We start from the raw sequence: 17,575 nt of genomic DNA, 5'->3' as shown, positions 1-17,575 counted from the left end.
TTGCGAGTGAGACTTCAGTGTCCCCTTCGTCTAGAGGCCCAGGACACCGCCCTTTCACGGCGGTAACAGGGGTTCGAATCCCCTAGGGGACGCCACTTGCTGGTTTGTGAGTGAAAGTCACCGACCTCAATATCTCAAAACTGACTTAACAGTCACGTTTGAGATATTTGCTCTTTAAAAATCTGGAACAAGCTGAAAATTGAAACGACACACTGTTTCCTTTCTCCGTAATAAGAAAGGAAGTATCGGTGTGTTCGAGTCTCTCAAATTTTCACAACATCGATTGTGTCTCACGAGACATCTTCGGGTTGTGAGGTTAAGCGACTAAGCGTACACGGTGGATGCCCTGGCAGTCAGAGGCGATGAAGGACGTGCTAATCTGCGATAAGCGTCGGTAAGGTGATATGAACCGTTATAACCGACGATTTCCGAATGGGGAAACCCAGTGTGATTCGTCACACTATCGTTAAGTGAATACATAGCTTAACGAAGCGAACCGGGGGAACTGAAACATCTAAGTACCCCGAGGAAAAGAAATCAACCGAGATTCCCCCAGTAGCGGCGAGCGAACGGGGAGCAGCCCAGAGTCTGAATCAGTTTGTGCATTAGTGGAAGCGTCTGGAAAGTCGCAGGGTACAGGGTGATACTCCCGTACACAAAAATGCACTTGCTGTGAACTCGAAGAGTAGGGCGGGACACGTGGTATCCTGTCTGAATATGGGGGGACCATCCTCCAAGGCTAAATACTCCTGACTGACCGATAGTGAACCAGTACCGTGAGGGAAAGGCGAAAAGAACCCCGGCGAGGGGAGTGAAACAGAACCTGAAACCGTGTACGTACAAGCAGTGGGAGCCTCTTTTATGGGGTGACTGCGTACCTTTTGTATAATGGGTCAGCGACTTATATTCTGTAGCAAGGTTAACCGTATAGGGGAGCCGCAGGGAAACCGAGTCTTAACTGGGCGTTAAGTTGCAGGGTATAGACCCGAAACCCGGTGATCTAGCCATGGGCAGGTTGAAGGTTGGGTAACACTAACTGGAGGACCGAACCGACTAATGTTGAAAAATTAGCGGATGACTTGTGGCTGGGGGTGAAAGGCCAATCAAACCGGGAGATAGCTGGTTCTCCCCGAAAGCTATTTAGGTAGCGCCTCGTGAACTCATCTTCGGGGGTAGAGCACTGTTTCGGCTAGGGGGCCATCCCGGCTTACCAACCCGATGCAAACTACGAATACCGAAGAATGTTATCACGGGAGACACACGGCGGGTGCTAACGTCCGTCGTGAAGAGGGAAACAACCCAGACCGCCAGCTAAGGTCCCAAAGTCATGGTTAAGTGGGAAACGATGTGGGAAGGCACAGACAGCCAGGATGTTGGCTTAGAAGCAGCCATCATTTAAAGAAAGCGTAATAGCTCACTGGTCGAGTCGGCCTGCGCGGAAGATGTAACGGGGCTAAACCATGCACCGAAGCTGCGGCAGCGACGCTTATGCGTTGTTGGGTAGGGGAGCGTTCTGTAAGCCGTTGAAGCTGGACTGTGAGGTCTGGTGGAGGTATCAGAAGTGCGAATGCTGACATAAGTAACGATAAAGCGGGTGAAAAGCCCGCTCGCCGGAAGACCAAGGGTTCCTGTCCAACGTTAATCGGGGCAGGGTGAGTCGACCCCTAAGGCGAGGCCGAAAGGCGTAGTCGATGGGAAACAGGTTAATATTCCTGTACTCGGTGTTACTGCGAAGGGGGGACGGAGAAGGCTATGTTAGCCGGGCGACGGTTGTCCCGGTTTAAGCATGTAGGCGGAGAGTTTAGGTAAATCCGGACTCTTATCTAACGCTGAGGTGTGATGACGAGGTACTACGGTGCTGAAGTAACAAATGCCCTGCTTCCAGGAAAAGCCTCTAAGCATCAGGTAACATCAAATCGTACCCCAAACCGACACAGGTGGTCAGGTAGAGAATACCAAGGCGCTTGAGAGAACTCGGGTGAAGGAACTAGGCAAAATGGTGCCGTAACTTCGGGAGAAGGCACGCTGTCGGTAGGTGAAGCGATTTACTCGTGGAGCTGAAGGCAGTCGAAGATACCAGCTGGCTGCAACTGTTTATTAAAAACACAGCACTGTGCAAACACGAAAGTGGACGTATACGGTGTGACGCCTGCCCGGTGCCGGAAGGTTAATTGATGGGGTTATCCGCAAGGAGAAGCTCTTGATCGAAGCCCCGGTAAACGGCGGCCGTAACTATAACGGTCCTAAGGTAGCGAAATTCCTTGTCGGGTAAGTTCCGACCTGCACGAATGGCGTAATGATGGCCAGGCTGTCTCCACCCGAGACTCAGTGAAATTGAAATCGCTGTGAAGATGCAGTGTACCCGCGGCAAGACGGAAAGACCCCGTGAACCTTTACTATAGCTTGACACTGAACATTGAGCCTTGATGTGTAGGATAGGTGGGAGGCTTTGAAGCGTGGACGCCAGTCTGCGTGGAGCCAACCTTGAAATACCACCCTTTAATGTTTGATGTTCTAACGTAGACCCGTGATCCGGGTTGCGGACAGTGTCTGGTGGGTAGTTTGACTGGGGCGGTCTCCTCCTAAAGCGTAACGGAGGAGCACGAAGGTTAGCTAATCACGGTCGGACATCGTGAGGTTAGTGCAAAGGCATAAGCTAGCTTGACTGCGAGAGTGACGGCTCGAGCAGGTGCGAAAGCAGGTCTTAGTGATCCGGTGGTTCTGAATGGAAGGGCCATCGCTCAACGGATAAAAGGTACTCCGGGGATAACAGGCTGATACCGCCCAAGAGTTCATATCGACGGCGGTGTTTGGCACCTCGATGTCGGCTCATCACATCCTGGGGCTGAAGTAGGTCCCAAGGGTATGGCTGTTCGCCATTTAAAGTGGTACGCGAGCTGGGTTTAGAACGTCGTGAGACAGTTCGGTCCCTATCTGCCGTGGGCGCTGGAGAATTGAGGGGGGCTGCTCCTAGTACGAGAGGACCGGAGTGGACGCATCACTGGTGTTCGGGTTGTCATGCCAATGGCATTGCCCGGTAGCTAAATGCGGAAAAGATAAGCGCTGAAAGCATCTAAGCGCGAAACTTGCCCCGAGATGAATTCTCCCTGAGACCTTGAGTCTCCTGAAGGAACGTTGAAGACTACGACGTTGATAGGCTGGGTGTGTAAGCGTAGCGATACGTTGAGCTAACCAGTACTAATGATCCGTGAGGCTTAACCTTACAACACCGAAGGTGTTTTAAGAATAATGAGAAAGACACTTTAATTTTCAGCTTAATTCCAAGATTTTAAGTTAATGGTCATATAAAAATATGACGGTTAATGAAAACAGAATATGCCTGGCGGCACTAGCGCGGTGGTCCCACCTGACCCCATGCCGAACTCAGAAGTGAAACGCCGTAGCGCCGATGGTAGTGTGGGGTCTCCCCATGCGAGAGTAGGGAACTGCCAGGCTCCAAATAAACATGAAGGCCACCTTAACGGGTGGCCTTTTTGTGTTTGTGACAAAACTGTCGGGAACAGTTTTGCACGCCGGTCACGGCGGCCCCGGAGGGGCGAGTATCAGGATGATACGAGTAAAAGCCCTGTACTGACGTACAGGGCTTTTTGCTGTCTGCGATTTACCCGGACCGCCCTTGCATATCCGCTCTCAGGCAAGCCAACCCGTGGCATATAAGGTAAACTAACCGGGTTTAAACTCAGGAAAGATACCCAATATGAGCACTCCTCTTAAACCTTTCAATACATTTGGTATTCAGGCTAACGCTTCACGTATTGTCATTGCTGAAACAGTACAGCAGTTAAAAGATGCCTGGAGTGAGGCAGTGGCCGGGGATATGCCCGTTTTGATCCTGGGTGAGGGAAGTAACGTTCTCTTTCTGGAAGATTACTCCGGTACTGTAATCGTAAACCGAATTTCTGGCATACAAGTTACAGAAAAGCAGGATGCCTGGCACTTGCATGTTGGTGCAGGGGAAAATTGGCACCATCTGGTTGAATATACCTTACAACAAGGCATGCCAGGGCTCGAGAACTTAGCTTTAATCCCAGGATGTGCAGGGTCTTCACCTATTCAGAATATTGGTGCTTACGGTGTCGAGCTCAAAAGCGTCTGCGAATACGTTGATTGTGTCGATTTACGTAGTGGTGAGATGCATCGCCTGGATAATTCACAGTGCCAATTTGGTTATCGTGACAGTATTTTTAAGCATGAATATCAGAATCACTATGCGATCGTTGCTGTAGGATTATGCTTACCAAAATTGTGGAAGCCAGTTTTATCGTATGGCGATTTGGCCCGCCTTGACGCTGAGAATATCACTCCACATGAAGTTTTTAATACCGTTTGCCACATGCGAATGACAAAACTTCCTGACCCACGTGTTAATGGTAATGCTGGTAGTTTCTTTAAGAATCCGGTTGTTACTGCTGAGCATGCTGCAGAGTTACTGTCAGCCTTCGCGACGATACCGCACTATCCTCAGCCGGACGGCTCAGTTAAATTAGCTGCAGGATGGCTAATTGACCAGTGCCAACTAAAGGGATATCACGTGGGTGGTGCAGCCGTTCATAAACAGCAGGCGCTGGTACTGATCAATGAAACGAATGCTTCCAGCAAGGATGTTGTTTCTCTGGCCCATCATGTCCGCCAATGTGTCGGGGCGAAATTTAAAGTATGGTTGGAACCCGAAGTTCGCTTCATCGGAGCATGTGGCGAAGTAAGCGCTGTGGAGACCATCGCATGAAAGATAACAAAATTCCTCTAACGCTGATTGGTATTCTTGCTGATGGCGAGTTTCATTCTGGTGAGCAGTTAGGTGAGCAGCTTGGTATGAGCCGAGCGGCTATCAATAAGCATATCCAAACTCTAAGAGATTGGGGAGTCGATGTTTTTACCGTGCCAGGAAAAGGCTACAGTCTGCCAGATCCCATTCAGCTGATTAATGAAGAACTTATAAAATCGCAGATTGATACGGGTTTAGTTGCTGTTCTACCGGTCATTGACTCTACTAATCAGTATTTACTCGATCGTCTTGAAACACTTCAGTCCGGGGATGCCTGCATTGCTGAATATCAGCAAGCTGGTCGAGGACGTCGAGGACGCCAATGGTTTTCACCCTTCGGTGCCAATCTTTACCTGTCTATGTTCTGGCGACTCGAGCAAGGTCCTGCGGCGACTGTTGGTCTAAGCCTTGTTATTGGGGTTGTGATAGCCGAAGTACTACGCGAATTAGGTGCTGAGGATGTCAGAGTTAAGTGGCCAAATGACCTGTATCTGAATGATCGTAAACTTGCCGGTATTCTGGTTGAGCTTACTGGAAAAACCGGTGATGCTGCGCAGATTGTTATCGGTGCAGGTATTAACCTTGCAATGCGAAATGTGGCGACGGATGTGATTAATCAAAGCTGGATTAATCTTCAGGAAGCCGGAATTAATATAGATCGTAATGCATTAGCAATTAGAATCATAAAAGAATTACGAAAGGCATTACAGCTATTTGAAGAGGAAGGTTTAGTGCCTTTCCTGCCGCGCTGGGAATCGCTGGATAACTTTATTAACCGCCAGGTGAAGTTAATTATTGGTAATAGAGAAATCCATGGTATTTCCAGAGGGATTAACGAACAAGGTGGGCTGTTATTAGAGCAAGACGGAGTAATTAAACCTTGGGTCGGTGGTGAAATATCATTGCGTGGAGTTAGTTAATTCGAATGGGGGATATTATCCCCCATTTTTATTTTCTCAGACGTACGCACTCAACTTCATGATTTGCGCTTTTCGTCATGATCAAGCTGGCTCGCTCACGAGTTGGTAGGATATTTTCTTTTAAGTTCCGCCAGTTAATCTCTTTCCAGAGCTGCAATGCGACATTAACGGCTTCATCTTCCGAAAGTTTCGCATAGCTATGGAAATAAGAGTCCGGATCGGTAAATGCACCTTCACGGAACTTCAGGAATCGCGTGATATACCAATCCTGTAGCAACTCTTCAGGCGCATCGACATAAATCGAAAAATCTACGAAGTCCGATACAAATACATGATGCGGATCGTGTGGATAATCCATGCCGCTTTGCAGAACATTTAATCCCTCAAGGATTAGAATATCAGGTTGAGCAACCGTTTTATCACCATCAGGAATAACATCATAAATCAGATGCGAGTAAACTGGTGCTGTGACATTTGGTGCACCTGATTTAATGTCAGAAACGAACTTCACCAAACGATGCATATCGTAGGATTGCGGGAATCCCTTTTTCTTCATCAGATTGCGTTCTTTCAGCACTTTATTCGGATGCAGAAAGCCATCAGTCGTGATCAATTCTACGCGACGATGCTCAGGCCAGCGGCTAAGCAGGGCTTGTAAGACGCGAGCGGTTGTACTTTTACCTACCGCAACGCTTCCCGCAATGCTAATGACGTAGGGAATTCGTTGCCCATTCGTACCGAGAAACTGCTCTAACACAGCCTGTCGGCGAAGATTTGAACTGATATAAAAATTCAATAGACGTGAAAGCGGCAGATAAATTTCGGCCACTTCCTCTAAAGACAGATCCTCATTGATACCCTTCAACCGAGCAATTTCACCTTCAGTCAAAGTCATCGGTACTGAGTCGCGCAAGGCTGCCCATTGGTTGCGGTTGAACTGCATATAAGGAGTCGTTAACATTTGCTCTTTATTACTCATAAGCATGCTTCTGCCTGTAATTCAGGACAAAAATGAACGTAGTACGCGGGCTGAGAAAAGGAGGCTCATCTCAGGTAATCAAAGGCGTGCAACGTATATTACTTTTCACAATGGGCAGGAGGGTAACACCAGATGAGGGAGAATAATAAGAAAAAAAGAAAGTGATGATGCTTTCAGGGGAAAGCATCACGTTGTCGTTTGCCTTTAACTTGCTATGCGCTGTGCAAATTGTTTAACAGCGAATAAGCGTTTGTAATAAATGACGGCGGGATGGTAATAGCCGTCTGAAGAACAGATATAGTCTGGTAACTCCCCCAAGCATCGGTATCCTTGCGCGCGATAGAATGCCTCTGCTGGCGTACATGCCTGAACATTGAGGCACAATAATCCTCGATGATGCGCTTTGGCCGCTTTCTCCATCGCCGTAATAAGCTGTTTACCTATGCCCTGCCTACGCGCATGTCGATGGACGAGCAATAATTTTGGAACTGCGCGATTCAAACCGTCTGACTCATTTGTGAGCTCGAGCTGTATGGTTCCTTGCAGACCACGCTCATCACGCGCAATCCACATCAATAAATCTCCTTTATCAAGAGCACTACGTAATCGGTAGAATGCGCTTTCGGCATCTTCACGTGACGTCCCTAACTGATAACCCACTGATGAGCCACTCTCGATAGAATCCAACAGCAATGCTCCCAGCTCTCGACAATACACAGGTAATGTGGCGGCATTTAAAGAAACAATTTTCATCGCACTTCCCTCCCCGGTGGGCATATCAAACCTATCCCCTTATCAAGCAAGAAACGATCCATGCGGATGTAATCCCTTTTTTCGGTAACAGGGGAGGAAATTTGCACAGTAAAAGCACATCAAGAGAAAAAGGATTGCACAAAGCCGGTGCAATCGAGAGTGCAAAGACCGTGTGAGTAAATCTCCACTGTATCCGCGTGTACAAAAAACACCCTGATACGATGATTAATCCATCAGTTTTACGAGCTATCGAGCAAAATATAAGCGGTAGTGCATTTTCTTTAATTTTTTTGTTGCATCGCGGGCCCGGTGTTCCTAAAATGCGCGCTACTTGATGCCGACTTAGCTCAGTAGGTAGAGCAACTGACTTGTAATCAGTAGGTCACCAGTTCGATTCCGGTAGTCGGCACCATCAAGTGCTTGGTGGGGTTCCCGAGCGGCCAAAGGGAGCAGACTGTAAATCTGCCGTCATCGACTTCGAAGGTTCGAATCCTTCCCCCACCACCATTTTAGGCAACGCTCTGCGTAGCCCGAGGCGACGAGATCCAACGAGTCGACTCGAATACTAAGGAGCCATTCCTTAGTTAATACAGAATTCAAGCAGGTAGCCGAGTTCCAGGATGCGGGCATCGTATAATGGCTATTACCTCAGCCTTCCAAGCTGATGATGTGGGTTCGATTCCCACTGCCCGCTCCAGATGTGCTGATATAGCTCAGTTGGTAGAGCGCACCCTTGGTAAGGGTGAGGTCGGCAGTTCGAATCTGCCTATCAGCACCACCTCCTTTATCCTTCCTGTTTCTCTTCTGTTAATGAATTCAACAAATTCAGGCTTTCGCCTGGTTGATGTGGTGATATCACCGATTTATCCGTGTCTTAGAGGGACAATCGATGTCTAAAGAAAAATTTGAACGTACAAAACCGCACGTCAACGTCGGTACTATCGGCCACGTTGACCATGGTAAAACCACTCTGACTGCAGCAATCACTACCGTTCTGGCTAAAACCTACGGTGGTTCTGCTCGTGCATTCGACCAGATCGATAACGCACCAGAAGAAAAAGCTCGTGGTATCACCATCAACACTTCCCACGTTGAATATGACACCCCGACTCGCCACTATGCGCACGTTGACTGCCCAGGGCACGCCGACTACGTTAAAAACATGATCACCGGTGCTGCTCAGATGGACGGCGCTATCCTGGTTGTTGCTGCGACTGATGGCCCAATGCCACAGACTCGTGAGCACATCCTGCTGGGTCGTCAGGTTGGCGTTCCATTCATCATCGTGTTCCTGAACAAATGTGACATGGTTGATGACGAAGAGCTGCTGGAACTGGTAGAAATGGAAGTTCGTGAACTTCTGTCTCAGTACGATTTCCCAGGTGATGATACTCCAATCATCCGTGGTTCTGCTCTGAAAGCGCTGGAAGGCGAAGCAGAGTGGGAAGCTAAAATCGTTGAACTGGCTGGTTTCCTGGATTCTTACATCCCAGAACCAGAACGTGCTATCGACAAGCCATTCCTGCTGCCAATCGAAGACGTATTCTCTATCTCCGGTCGTGGTACAGTTGTTACCGGTCGTGTAGAGCGCGGTATCGTTAAAGTTGGCGAAGAAGTTGAAATCGTTGGTATCAAAGAGACTGCTAAGTCTACCTGTACTGGCGTTGAAATGTTCCGCAAACTGCTGGACGAAGGCCGTGCTGGTGAGAACGTTGGTGTTCTGCTGCGTGGTATCAAACGTGAAGAAATCGAACGTGGTCAGGTTCTGGCTAAGCCAGGCTCTATCAAGCCGCACACTCAGTTCGAGTCTGAAGTTTATATCCTGTCCAAAGACGAAGGCGGCCGTCATACTCCGTTCTTCAAAGGCTACCGTCCACAGTTCTACTTCCGTACAACTGACGTGACTGGCACCATCGAACTGCCAGAAGGCGTTGAGATGGTAATGCCGGGCGACAACATCAAAATGGTTGTTACCCTGATCCACCCAATCGCGATGGACGACGGTCTGCGTTTCGCAATCCGTGAAGGCGGCCGTACTGTAGGCGCGGGTGTTGTTGCTAAAGTTATCGCTTAATCGCTGATAACATTTGACGCAACGCGCAAGAAAAGGGCATCATTTGATGCCCTTTTTGTACGCTCTCTGCCCAGAACCTGGCTCATCAGTGATTTTTTACTCATAATCATTGCTGAGACAGGCTCTGAAGATGGCGTTATACCGAATAGTACCTGAGAAAGAGCCATTCGGTTTGGTTTTGCCTCGCACATGCGGGGCAAAAATGTTTGTCTGAATTACTGTGACGGGTTGGTTTATGAGTGCGAATACCGAAGCTCAAGGAAGCGGGCGCGGCCTGGAAGCGATGAAATGGCTGGCAGTTGCTGCTCTGCTTATTGTGGCGATCGTGGGCAACTACATTTATCGAGATGTGAGTTTACCTCTGCGTGCCCTGGCCGTGGTTGTGCTGATTGCTGCAGCGGGTGGTGTCGCGCTGTTAACGACGAAAGGCAAAGCTACAGTTGCTTTCGCCCGCGAAGCGAGAACCGAAGTTCGTAAAGTGATTTGGCCAACTCGCCAGGAGACTTTACACACCACCTTAATCGTGGCAGCAGTTACAGCTGTAATGTCACTGATTTTGTGGGGGCTGGATGGTATTCTTGTCCGCCTGGTTTCTTTTATTACTGGCCTGAGGTTCTGAGATGTCTGAAGCCCCTAAAATGCGCTGGTACGTCGTTCAGGCGTTTTCCGGTTTTGAAGGCCGCGTAGCAACATCGCTGCGTGAGCATATCAAATTGCACAACATGGAAGAGTTGTTTGGTGAAGTCATGGTTCCGACTGAAGAAGTGGTCGAAATCCGTGGTGGCCAACGTCGCAAAAGCGAACGTAAATTCTTCCCGGGCTATGTTCTGGTCCAGATGGTAATGAACGACGCGAGCTGGCACTTGGTGCGCAGCGTACCGCGAGTGATGGGTTTCATCGGCGGTACTTCTGACCGTCCTGCACCAATCAGCGATAAAGAAGTTGATGCGATTATGAACCGCCTGCAGCAGGTTGGTGATAAGCCGCGTCCTAAAACGCTGTTTGAGCCAGGCGAGATGGTACGCGTCAGTGATGGTCCGTTTGCCGACTTTAACGGTGTGGTTGAAGAAGTAGATTACGAAAAGAGCCGCTTGAAGGTTTCTGTATCTATCTTTGGTCGTGCTACGCCGGTTGAGCTGGATTTTGCTCAGGTAGAGAAAGCTTAAAAGTTAGCTTGTAAAAGCAGCGATTATTCGTTGCACAAGGCGCGAGATTGAACTACAATTTCGCGCCTTTTGTTTTTATACGTCCTGTACGTATAAAACGATTTATTCACGGGGAGCCTTCATTGTGTAAGGCGTTATAACCCACTAGAGGAAATTAAGATGGCTAAGAAAGTACAAGCCTACGTCAAGTTGCAAGTTGCAGCTGGTATGGCGAACCCAAGTCCACCAGTTGGTCCAGCTCTGGGTCAGCAAGGTGTTAACATCATGGAATTCTGTAAAGCGTTCAACGCCAAAACTGATTCCATGGAGAAAGGTCTGCCAATTCCGGTTGTTATTACCGTTTATGCTGACCGTTCTTTCACTTTCGTTACTAAAACTCCACCGGCTGCTGTTCTGTTGAAGAAAGCTGCAGGTATCAAGTCTGGTTCCGGTAAGCCGAACAAAGACAAAGTGGGTAAAGTGACCCGTGCTCAGGTGCGTGAAATCGCAGAAACCAAAGCTGCGGACATGACTGGTTCTGACGTTGAAGCGATGACTCGCTCCATCGAAGGTACTGCTCGTTCCATGGGCCTGGTAGTGGAGGATTAAGAAATGGCTAAACTGACCAAGCGCATGCGCGTGATCCGTGACAAAGTTGATGCAACTAAACAGTACGACATCAACGAAGCCGTTGCTCTGCTGAAAGAGCTGGCCACTGCTAAATTCGTAGAAAGCGTTGACGTTGCTGTAAACCTCGGCATCGACGCTCGTAAATCAGACCAGAACGTACGTGGTGCAACTGTACTGCCGCACGGTACTGGCCGTTCAGTTCGCGTAGCCGTATTTGCCCAAGGCCCTAACGCAGAAGCAGCTAAAGCTGCTGGCGCTGAGCTGGTAGGTATGGAAGATCTGGCTGACCAGATCAAAAAAGGCGAAATGAACTTTGACGTTGTTATCGCATCTCCAGATGCAATGCGCGTTGTTGGCCAGCTGGGCCAGGTTCTGGGTCCACGTGGCCTGATGCCTAACCCGAAAGTTGGTACTGTAACACCTAACGTTGCTGAAGCGGTTAAGAACGCAAAAGCTGGTCAGGTTCGTTACCGTAACGACAAAAACGGCATCATTCACACCACCATCGGTAAAGTGGATTTTGACACTGACAAACTGAAAGAAAACCTGGAAGCTCTGCTGGTTGCGCTGAAAAAAGCTAAACCATCTCAAGCTAAAGGCGTTTTCATTAAGAAAGTTAGCCTGTCTACCACTATGGGTGCAGGTGTTGCGATCGACCAGTCTGGTCTGAGCGCAGTAGTGAACTAAGATTCACTGCTTTACGCGGGCGTTCGATTAGTCTAAAATCTTACGCCCGTTGCCTTACTATGTAAGGCGCACAGAATTTTCGGTTGGAGCCTGGCCTTATCCAGGCCTCCGTCCAAGACCGCAGGAGTTTCACAAGAAACTTAATTCCCTGCGTAGACGGTGACAGAACCTGAAGAATATTTTTGATAGTCTTTGGCTTGTTTCTGCTCACCGTATGTCGACGTTCATTATCGTTTTGGTAATGAATGAAGTGATTTCCGGGGGAAACCCCGGCTAATATCCAGGAGCAAAGCTAATGGCTTTAAATCTTCAAGACAAACAAGCGATTGTTGCTGAAGTCAGCGAAGTAGCCAAAGGTGCGCTGTCTGCGGTTGTTGCGGATTCCCGTGGCGTTACCGTAGGTAAAATGACTGAACTGCGTAAAGCAGGTCGTGAAGCTGGCGTTTACATGCGTGTTGTTCGTAACACCTTGCTGCGCCGCGTTGTTGAAGGTACTCAGTTCGAGTGCCTGAAAGACACGTTTGTTGGTCCAACCTTGATTGCATATTCTATGGAACACCCGGGCGCTGCTGCTCGTCTGTTCAAAGAATTCGCTAAAGCGAATGCAAAATTTGAGGTTAAAGCTGCAGCCTTTGAAGGTGAATTGATCCCTGCATCGCAAATCGATCGCCTGGCAACTCTGCCAACCTACGAAGAAGCAATCGCACGCCTGATGGCAACCATGAAAGAAGCCTCTGCAGGCAAATTGGTTCGCACTCTGGCTGCTGTACGCGATCAGAAAGAAGCTGCTTAATAGCACTTTTCTTTCTAACGCATTTGCTTACGTATAAACTTATTCTGATTTTCAGGAACAATTGTTATGTCTATCACTAAAGATCAAATCATTGAAGCAGTTGCAGCTATGTCTGTAATGGATGTTGTTGAACTGATTTCTGCAATGGAAGAAAAATTCGGCGTTTCTGCTGCTGCCGCTGTAGCTGTTGCTGCAGGCCCAGCTGAAGCTGTTGAAGAAAAAACTGAGTTCGACGTTATTCTGAAAGCTGCTGGCGCTAACAAAGTTGCCGTCATCAAAGCAGTACGTAGCGCAACTGGTCTGGGCTTGAAAGAAGCTAAAGACCTGGTTGAATCCGCTCCAGCTGCGCTGAAAGAAGGCGTGAGCAAAGATGACGCAGAAGCTCTGAAAAAATCTCTGGAAGAAGCTGGCGCTGAAGTTGAAGTTAAATAAGCCAACCTTTCCGGTTGCAGCCTGAGAAATTAGGCTGATGGCTGGTGACTTTTTAGTCACCAGCCTTTTTGCGCTGTAGGGTACCAGTAGCATTTCACACTGTTTGACTGCTGGTTACCTTTCAATGCTTGTCTCTATCTACGACTTAATATACTACGACTTTCTATGCCGGGAGTTCCGGGGTAAAGCGTAGCGAAATGGTTTAAGAGTGATAGAAACAGGTATTGCGGAAAGTGTTCCACTTTCCGGTCCACAAAATAGTGTTGCACAAACTGTCCCCTTGTCGGGCAGATGGGTCGACTTGTCAGCGAGCTGAGGAACCCTATGGTTTACTCCTATACCGAGAAAAAACGTATTCGTAAGGATTTTGGAAAGCGTCCACAAGTTTTGGACATTCCTTATCTCCTTTCTATCCAGCTTGACTCGTTCCAGAAGTTCATCGAGCAAGATCCTGAAGGCCAGTACGGTCTGGAAGCGGCTTTCCGTTCCGTGTTCCCTATTGCAAGCTACAGCGGTAACTCTGAGCTGCAATATGTGAGCTATCGTCTGGGCGAGCCGGTATTTGACGTGAAAGAATGTCAAATCCGCGGCGTGACGTATTCCGCTCCCCTGCGCGTAAAACTGCGTCTGGTGATCTACGAGCGTGAAGCGCCGGAAGGCACCGTTAAAGATATTAAAGAACAAGAAGTCTACATGGGTGAAATTCCACTCATGACTGATAACGGCACCTTCGTTATCAACGGTACTGAGCGTGTTATCGTTTCTCAGTTACACCGTAGCCCAGGCGTGTTCTTCGATAGTGACAAAGGTAAAACCCACTCTTCTGGGAAGGTGCTGTATAACGCACGTATCATCCCTTACCGTGGTTCCTGGCTGGATTTCGAATTCGACCCGAAAGACAACCTGTTCGTGCGTATCGACCGTCGCCGTAAACTCCCTGCGACTATCATCCTGCGCGCATTGCAGTACACCACTGAGCAGATTCTTGATCTGTTCTTTGAGAAAGTTAATTTCGAAATCCGTGACAACAAGCTGCAGATGGAATTGGTGCCAGAACGCCTTCGTGGTGAGACTGCATCCTTTGACATCGAAGCTGACGGCAAAATCTATGTCGAAAAAGGCCGCCGTATTACTGCGCGCCATATTCGTCAGCTGGAAAAAGACGATATTAAGCTTATCGAAGTTCCGGTTGAATATATTGCTGGTAAAGTCGCGGCTAAAGACTACGTTGATGCATCGACTGGCGAACTGATTTGCCCGGCGAACATGGAACTGTCTTTGGATCTGTTGGCTAAGCTGAGCCAGTGTGGTCATAAGCGTATCGAAACGCTGTTTACCAACGACCTGGATCACGGCGCATACATTTCTGAAACCATCCGTGTCGACCCAACCAACGATCGCCTGAGCGCGCTGGTTGAAATCTATCGCATGATGCGTCCTGGCGAGCCACCAACTCGCGAAGCGGCTGAAAATCTGTTCGAGAACCTGTTCTTCTCCGAAGACCGTTATGACTTGTCAGCGGTTGGTCGTATGAAGTTCAACCGTTCCCTGCTGCGTGATGAGATCGAAGGTTCAGGTATCCTGAGCAAAGACGACATCATCCAGGTAATGCGTAAGCTGATCGGTATTCGTAACGGCCAGGGCGAAGTGGATGATATCGACCACCTCGGCAACCGTCGTATCCGTTCCGTAGGCGAAATGGCGGAAAACCAATTCCGCGTTGGCCTGGTACGTGTAGAGCGTGCGGTTAAAGAGCGTCTGTCTCTGGGCGATCTCGATACCCTGATGCCTCAGGATATGATCAACGCCAAGCCTATCTCTGCTGCGGTTAAAGAGTTCTTCGGTTCCAGCCAGCTGTCTCAGTTCATGGACCAGAACAACCCGTTGTCCGAGATTACGCACAAACGTCGTATCTCCGCACTCGGCCCGGGTGGTTTGACCCGTGAGCGTGCAGGCTTCGAAGTACGTGACGTACACCCAACCCACTACGGTCGTGTATGTCCAATCGAAACCCCTGAAGGTCCGAACATCGGTCTGATCAACTCCCTGTCTGTATATGCACAGACTAACGAATACGGTTTCTTAGAAACTCCGTATCGTCGCGTTGTTGAAGGTGTTGTGACTGACGAGATTCATTACCTTTCTGCTATTGAAGAAGGTAACTACGTTATCGCTCAGGCGAACACCAACCTGGACGAAGAAGGCCGTTTCGTAGACGACCTCGTAACTTGCCGTAGCAAAGGCGAATCAAGCTTGTTCAGCAACGACCAGGTTGACTACATGGACGTTTCCACCCAACAGGTGGTTTCCGTCGGTGCATCCCTGATCCCGTTCCTGGAACACGATGACGCCAACCGTGCATTGATGGGTGCGAACATGCAACGTCAGGCCGTTCCAACTCTGCGCGCTGATAAGCCGCTGGTTGGTACTGGTATGGAACGTGCTGTTGCCGTTGACTCCGGTGTTACTGCAGTTGCTAAACGTGGCGGTACTGTTCAGTACGTTGATGCTTCTCGTATCGTTATCAAAGTTAACGAAGACGAAATGCTGGCTGGTGAAGCTGGTATCGACATCTACAACCTGACCAAATACACCCGTTCTAACCAGAATACCTGTATCAACCAGATGCCTTGTGTGTCTCTGGGTGAGCCAGTTGAACGTGGCGACGTGTTGGCAGACGGTCCGTCTACTGACCTCGGTGAGCTGGCTCTTGGCCAGAACATGCGCGTAGCGTTCATGCCGTGGAACGGTTACAACTTCGAAGACTCCATCCTCGTATCCGAGCGTGTTGTTCAGGAAGATCGTTTCACAACTATTCACATCCAGGAACTGGCATGTGTGTCTCGTGACACCAAGCTGGGGCCAGAAGAGATCACCGCTGATATCCCTAACGTGGGTGAAGCAGCTCTCTCCAAACTGGATGAATCCGGTATCGTTTATATCGGTGCTGAAGTGACCGGTGGTGACATTCTGGTTGGTAAGGTAACGCCTAAAGGCGAAACCCAGCTGACTCCAGAAGAGAAACTGCTGCGTGCAATCTTCGGTGAGAAAGCGTCTGACGTTAAAGACTCTTCTCTGCGCGTACCAAACGGCGTTTCCGGTACCGTTATCGATGTGCAAGTCTTTACTCGCGATGGCGTGGAAAAAGACAAGCGCGCGCTGGAAATCGAAGAGATGCAACTGAAGCAGGCTAAGAAAGACCTGACTGAAGAACTGCAAATCTTTGAAGCTGGTCTGTTTGCACGTATCCATGCTGTGCTGGTTGCTGGCGGTGTTGAAGCTGAGAAGCTCGACAAATTGCCACGCGATCGCTGGTTGGAACTGGGTCTGACTGACGAAGAGAAGCAAAACCAGCTGGAACAGCTGGCAGAGCAGTACGACGAGCTGAAGCACGAGTTTGAGAAGAAACTTGAAGCTAAGCGCCGCAAAATCACTCAGGGCGATGACCTGGCACCTGGCGTGCTGAAAATCGTTAAAGTGTATCTGGCCGTTAAACGTCAGATTCAACCTGGTGACAAGATGGCAGGTCGTCACGGGAACAAAGGTGTTATCTCCAAGATCAACCCGATCGAAGATATGCCTTACGATGAAAACGGCACGCCGGTTGACATCGTACTGAACCCGCTGGGCGTACCATCTCGTATGAACATCGGTCAGATTCTGGAAACCCACTTGGGTATGGCTGCTAAAGGCATCGGCGAGAAAATCAACGCTATGCTGAAGAAGCAGGAAGAAGTTTCCAAGCTGCGTGAATTTATCCAGAAAGCATACGATTTGGGTTCAGATGTTCGTCAGAAAGTTGACCTGAACACCTTCACCGACGATGAAGTTCTGCGTCTGGCTGAGAACCTGAAAAAAGGTATGCCGATTGCTACTCCTGTCTTCGACGGTGCAAAAGAGTCGGAAATCAAAGAGCTGTTGAAACTGGGTGACCTGCCGACTTCCGGCCAGATCACACTGTTTGATGGCCGTAGCGGTGAGCAGTTTGAGCGTCCAGTAACCGTAGGTTACATGTACATGCTGAAACTGAACCACTTGGTTGATGACAAAATGCACGCGCGTTCTACCGGTTCTTACAGCCTGGTTACTCAGCAGCCGCTGGGTGGTAAGGCTCAGTTCGGTGGTCAGCGCTTCGGTGAGATGGAAGTGTGGGCGCTGGAAGCTTACGGTGCTGCTTATACCCTGCAGGAAATGCTGACTGTTAAGTCTGATGACGTTAATGGCCGTACCAAGATGTATAAAAACATCGTGGACGGTAACCATCAGATGGAACCAGGCATGCCGGAATCCTTCAACGTATTGTTGAAAGAAATCCGTTCGCTGGGTATCAACATCGAGCTGGAAGACGAGTAATCACTCGTATCTGCTGTACTGGT

12 protein-coding genes, 5 tRNA genes and 2 rRNA genes are annotated in these 17,575 nt (G+C 49.1%); 17 read left to right on the top strand and 2 right to left on the bottom strand.

Annotated elements, in window-relative coordinates:
* The first annotated feature begins 19 nt into the window (after positions 1 to 19).
* The 5 genes from RHD99_RS22650 to birA all read left to right on the top strand — a co-directional run bounded on the left by RHD99_RS22650 (position 20) and on the right by birA (position 5,706).
* Positions 20 to 95: transfer RNA gene (locus RHD99_RS22650), tRNA-Glu, on the top strand.
* A gap of 219 nt (positions 96 to 314) precedes the next feature.
* Positions 315 to 3,223: ribosomal RNA gene (locus tag RHD99_RS22645) — 23S ribosomal RNA — on the top strand.
* Between the two features lie 116 nt (positions 3,224 to 3,339).
* A 5S ribosomal RNA gene (gene rrf, locus RHD99_RS22640) occupies positions 3,340 to 3,455 on the top strand.
* 263 nt (positions 3,456 to 3,718) lie between these two features.
* Complete coding sequence (murB, locus tag RHD99_RS22635; RefSeq protein WP_309876756.1) at positions 3,719 to 4,747, top strand: UDP-N-acetylmuramate dehydrogenase; 1,029 nt, start codon at positions 3,719 to 3,721, stop codon at positions 4,745 to 4,747.
* Positions 4,744 to 5,706: a bifunctional biotin--[acetyl-CoA-carboxylase] ligase/biotin operon repressor BirA gene (gene birA, locus RHD99_RS22630; protein WP_309876754.1), complete on the top strand. Its 963-nt coding sequence runs from the start codon at positions 4,744 to 4,746 to the stop codon at positions 5,704 to 5,706. Before murB ends, birA begins: the two co-directional genes overlap by 4 nt.
* Before the next feature lie 28 nt (positions 5,707 to 5,734).
* Here birA and coaA read toward each other — a convergent pair whose 3' ends face one another.
* Positions 5,735 to 6,685, bottom strand: a complete 951-nt coding sequence (gene coaA / locus RHD99_RS22625) for a type I pantothenate kinase (RefSeq protein ID WP_221200580.1) — start codon at positions 6,683 to 6,685, stop codon at positions 5,735 to 5,737.
* 204 nt (positions 6,686 to 6,889) lie between these two features.
* Positions 6,890 to 7,438 carry a GNAT family N-acetyltransferase gene (locus RHD99_RS22620; protein WP_309876752.1) on the bottom strand — a complete coding sequence of 183 codons (549 nt, stop codon included), beginning with the start codon at positions 7,436 to 7,438 and terminating at the stop codon, positions 6,890 to 6,892.
* 336 nt (positions 7,439 to 7,774) lie between these two features.
* Here RHD99_RS22620 and RHD99_RS22615 point away from each other — a divergent pair.
* From RHD99_RS22615 to rpoB, 12 genes are all read left to right on the top strand, one after another.
* Positions 7,775 to 7,850, top strand: a tRNA-Thr gene (locus RHD99_RS22615).
* Between the two features lie 10 nt (positions 7,851 to 7,860).
* Positions 7,861 to 7,945, top strand: a tRNA-Tyr gene (locus RHD99_RS22610).
* 115 nt (positions 7,946 to 8,060) lie between these two features.
* A tRNA-Gly gene (locus RHD99_RS22605) sits at positions 8,061 to 8,135 on the top strand.
* A 5-nt stretch (positions 8,136 to 8,140) separates the two neighbouring features.
* Positions 8,141 to 8,216, top strand: a tRNA-Thr gene (locus RHD99_RS22600).
* Between the two features lie 111 nt (positions 8,217 to 8,327).
* Positions 8,328 to 9,512 carry an elongation factor Tu gene (gene tuf / locus RHD99_RS22595; RefSeq protein ID WP_309876750.1) on the top strand — a complete coding sequence of 395 codons (1,185 nt, stop codon included), beginning with the start codon at positions 8,328 to 8,330 and terminating at the stop codon, positions 9,510 to 9,512.
* Between the two features lie 235 nt (positions 9,513 to 9,747).
* On the top strand, positions 9,748 to 10,131 hold the full coding sequence (gene secE, locus RHD99_RS22590) for a preprotein translocase subunit SecE (RefSeq protein ID WP_034461807.1): 384 nt from the start codon (positions 9,748 to 9,750) through the stop codon (positions 10,129 to 10,131).
* 1 nt (position 10,132) lies between these two features.
* A complete protein-coding gene (gene nusG, locus RHD99_RS22585) occupies positions 10,133 to 10,678 on the top strand; it encodes a transcription termination/antitermination protein NusG (protein WP_034461806.1) in 546 nt (181 codons plus the stop codon).
* Positions 10,679 to 10,837: 159 nt separating this feature from the next.
* Entirely contained in the window at positions 10,838 to 11,266 is a 429-nt protein-coding gene (rplK, locus tag RHD99_RS22580) for a 50S ribosomal protein L11 (protein WP_064541401.1), read from the top strand.
* Positions 11,267 to 11,269: 3 nt separating this feature from the next.
* The gene (rplA, locus tag RHD99_RS22575; RefSeq protein ID WP_064541398.1) at positions 11,270 to 11,974 is read left to right on the top strand and encodes a 50S ribosomal protein L1; all 705 of its coding nucleotides are present in this window, start codon (positions 11,270 to 11,272) and stop codon (positions 11,972 to 11,974) included.
* 295 nt (positions 11,975 to 12,269) lie between these two features.
* On the top strand, positions 12,270 to 12,767 hold the full coding sequence (rplJ, locus tag RHD99_RS22570) for a 50S ribosomal protein L10 (RefSeq protein WP_270141422.1): 498 nt from the start codon (positions 12,270 to 12,272) through the stop codon (positions 12,765 to 12,767).
* Positions 12,768 to 12,833: 66 nt separating this feature from the next.
* A complete protein-coding gene (rplL, locus tag RHD99_RS22565; protein ID WP_183273243.1) occupies positions 12,834 to 13,199 on the top strand; it encodes a 50S ribosomal protein L7/L12 in 366 nt (121 codons plus the stop codon).
* Positions 13,200 to 13,523: 324 nt separating this feature from the next.
* Positions 13,524 to 17,552 carry a DNA-directed RNA polymerase subunit beta gene (gene rpoB / locus RHD99_RS22560; RefSeq protein WP_183273244.1) on the top strand — a complete coding sequence of 1,343 codons (4,029 nt, stop codon included), beginning with the start codon at positions 13,524 to 13,526 and terminating at the stop codon, positions 17,550 to 17,552.
* Positions 17,553 to 17,575: the final 23 nt, after the last annotated feature.

Origin of the sequence: Buttiauxella selenatireducens (assembly GCF_031432975.1) — a bacterium.
Classification (GTDB): Bacteria; Pseudomonadota; Gammaproteobacteria; order Enterobacterales; family Enterobacteriaceae; genus Buttiauxella; species Buttiauxella selenatireducens.
Note: the sequence above shows the minus strand (reverse complement) of the source record. Positions and strands in the feature narration are given on the sequence as shown.

What these genes read in the sequence shown, in the direction of transcription:
- rplJ (WP_270141422.1), top strand. Translation starts at nt 12,270, where the DNA reads ATGGCTTTAAATCTTCAAGACAAACAAGCGATTGTTGCTGAAGTCAGC.
- birA (WP_309876754.1), top strand. Translation starts at nt 4,744, where the DNA reads ATGAAAGATAACAAAATTCCTCTAACGCTGATTGGTATTCTTGCTGAT.
- coaA (WP_221200580.1), bottom strand. Translation starts at nt 6,685, where the DNA reads ATGAGTAATAAAGAGCAAATGTTAACGACTCCTTATATGCAGTTCAAC.
- rplK (WP_064541401.1), top strand. Translation starts at nt 10,838, where the DNA reads ATGGCTAAGAAAGTACAAGCCTACGTCAAGTTGCAAGTTGCAGCTGGT.
- murB (WP_309876756.1), top strand. Translation starts at nt 3,719, where the DNA reads ATGAGCACTCCTCTTAAACCTTTCAATACATTTGGTATTCAGGCTAAC.
- secE (WP_034461807.1), top strand. Translation starts at nt 9,748, where the DNA reads ATGAGTGCGAATACCGAAGCTCAAGGAAGCGGGCGCGGCCTGGAAGCG.
- rpoB (WP_183273244.1), top strand. Translation starts at nt 13,524, where the DNA reads ATGGTTTACTCCTATACCGAGAAAAAACGTATTCGTAAGGATTTTGGA.
- RHD99_RS22620 (WP_309876752.1), bottom strand. Translation starts at nt 7,438, where the DNA reads ATGAAAATTGTTTCTTTAAATGCCGCCACATTACCTGTGTATTGTCGA.
- rplA (WP_064541398.1), top strand. Translation starts at nt 11,270, where the DNA reads ATGGCTAAACTGACCAAGCGCATGCGCGTGATCCGTGACAAAGTTGAT.
- rplL (WP_183273243.1), top strand. Translation starts at nt 12,834, where the DNA reads ATGTCTATCACTAAAGATCAAATCATTGAAGCAGTTGCAGCTATGTCT.
- nusG (WP_034461806.1), top strand. Translation starts at nt 10,133, where the DNA reads ATGTCTGAAGCCCCTAAAATGCGCTGGTACGTCGTTCAGGCGTTTTCC.
- tuf (WP_309876750.1), top strand. Translation starts at nt 8,328, where the DNA reads ATGTCTAAAGAAAAATTTGAACGTACAAAACCGCACGTCAACGTCGGT.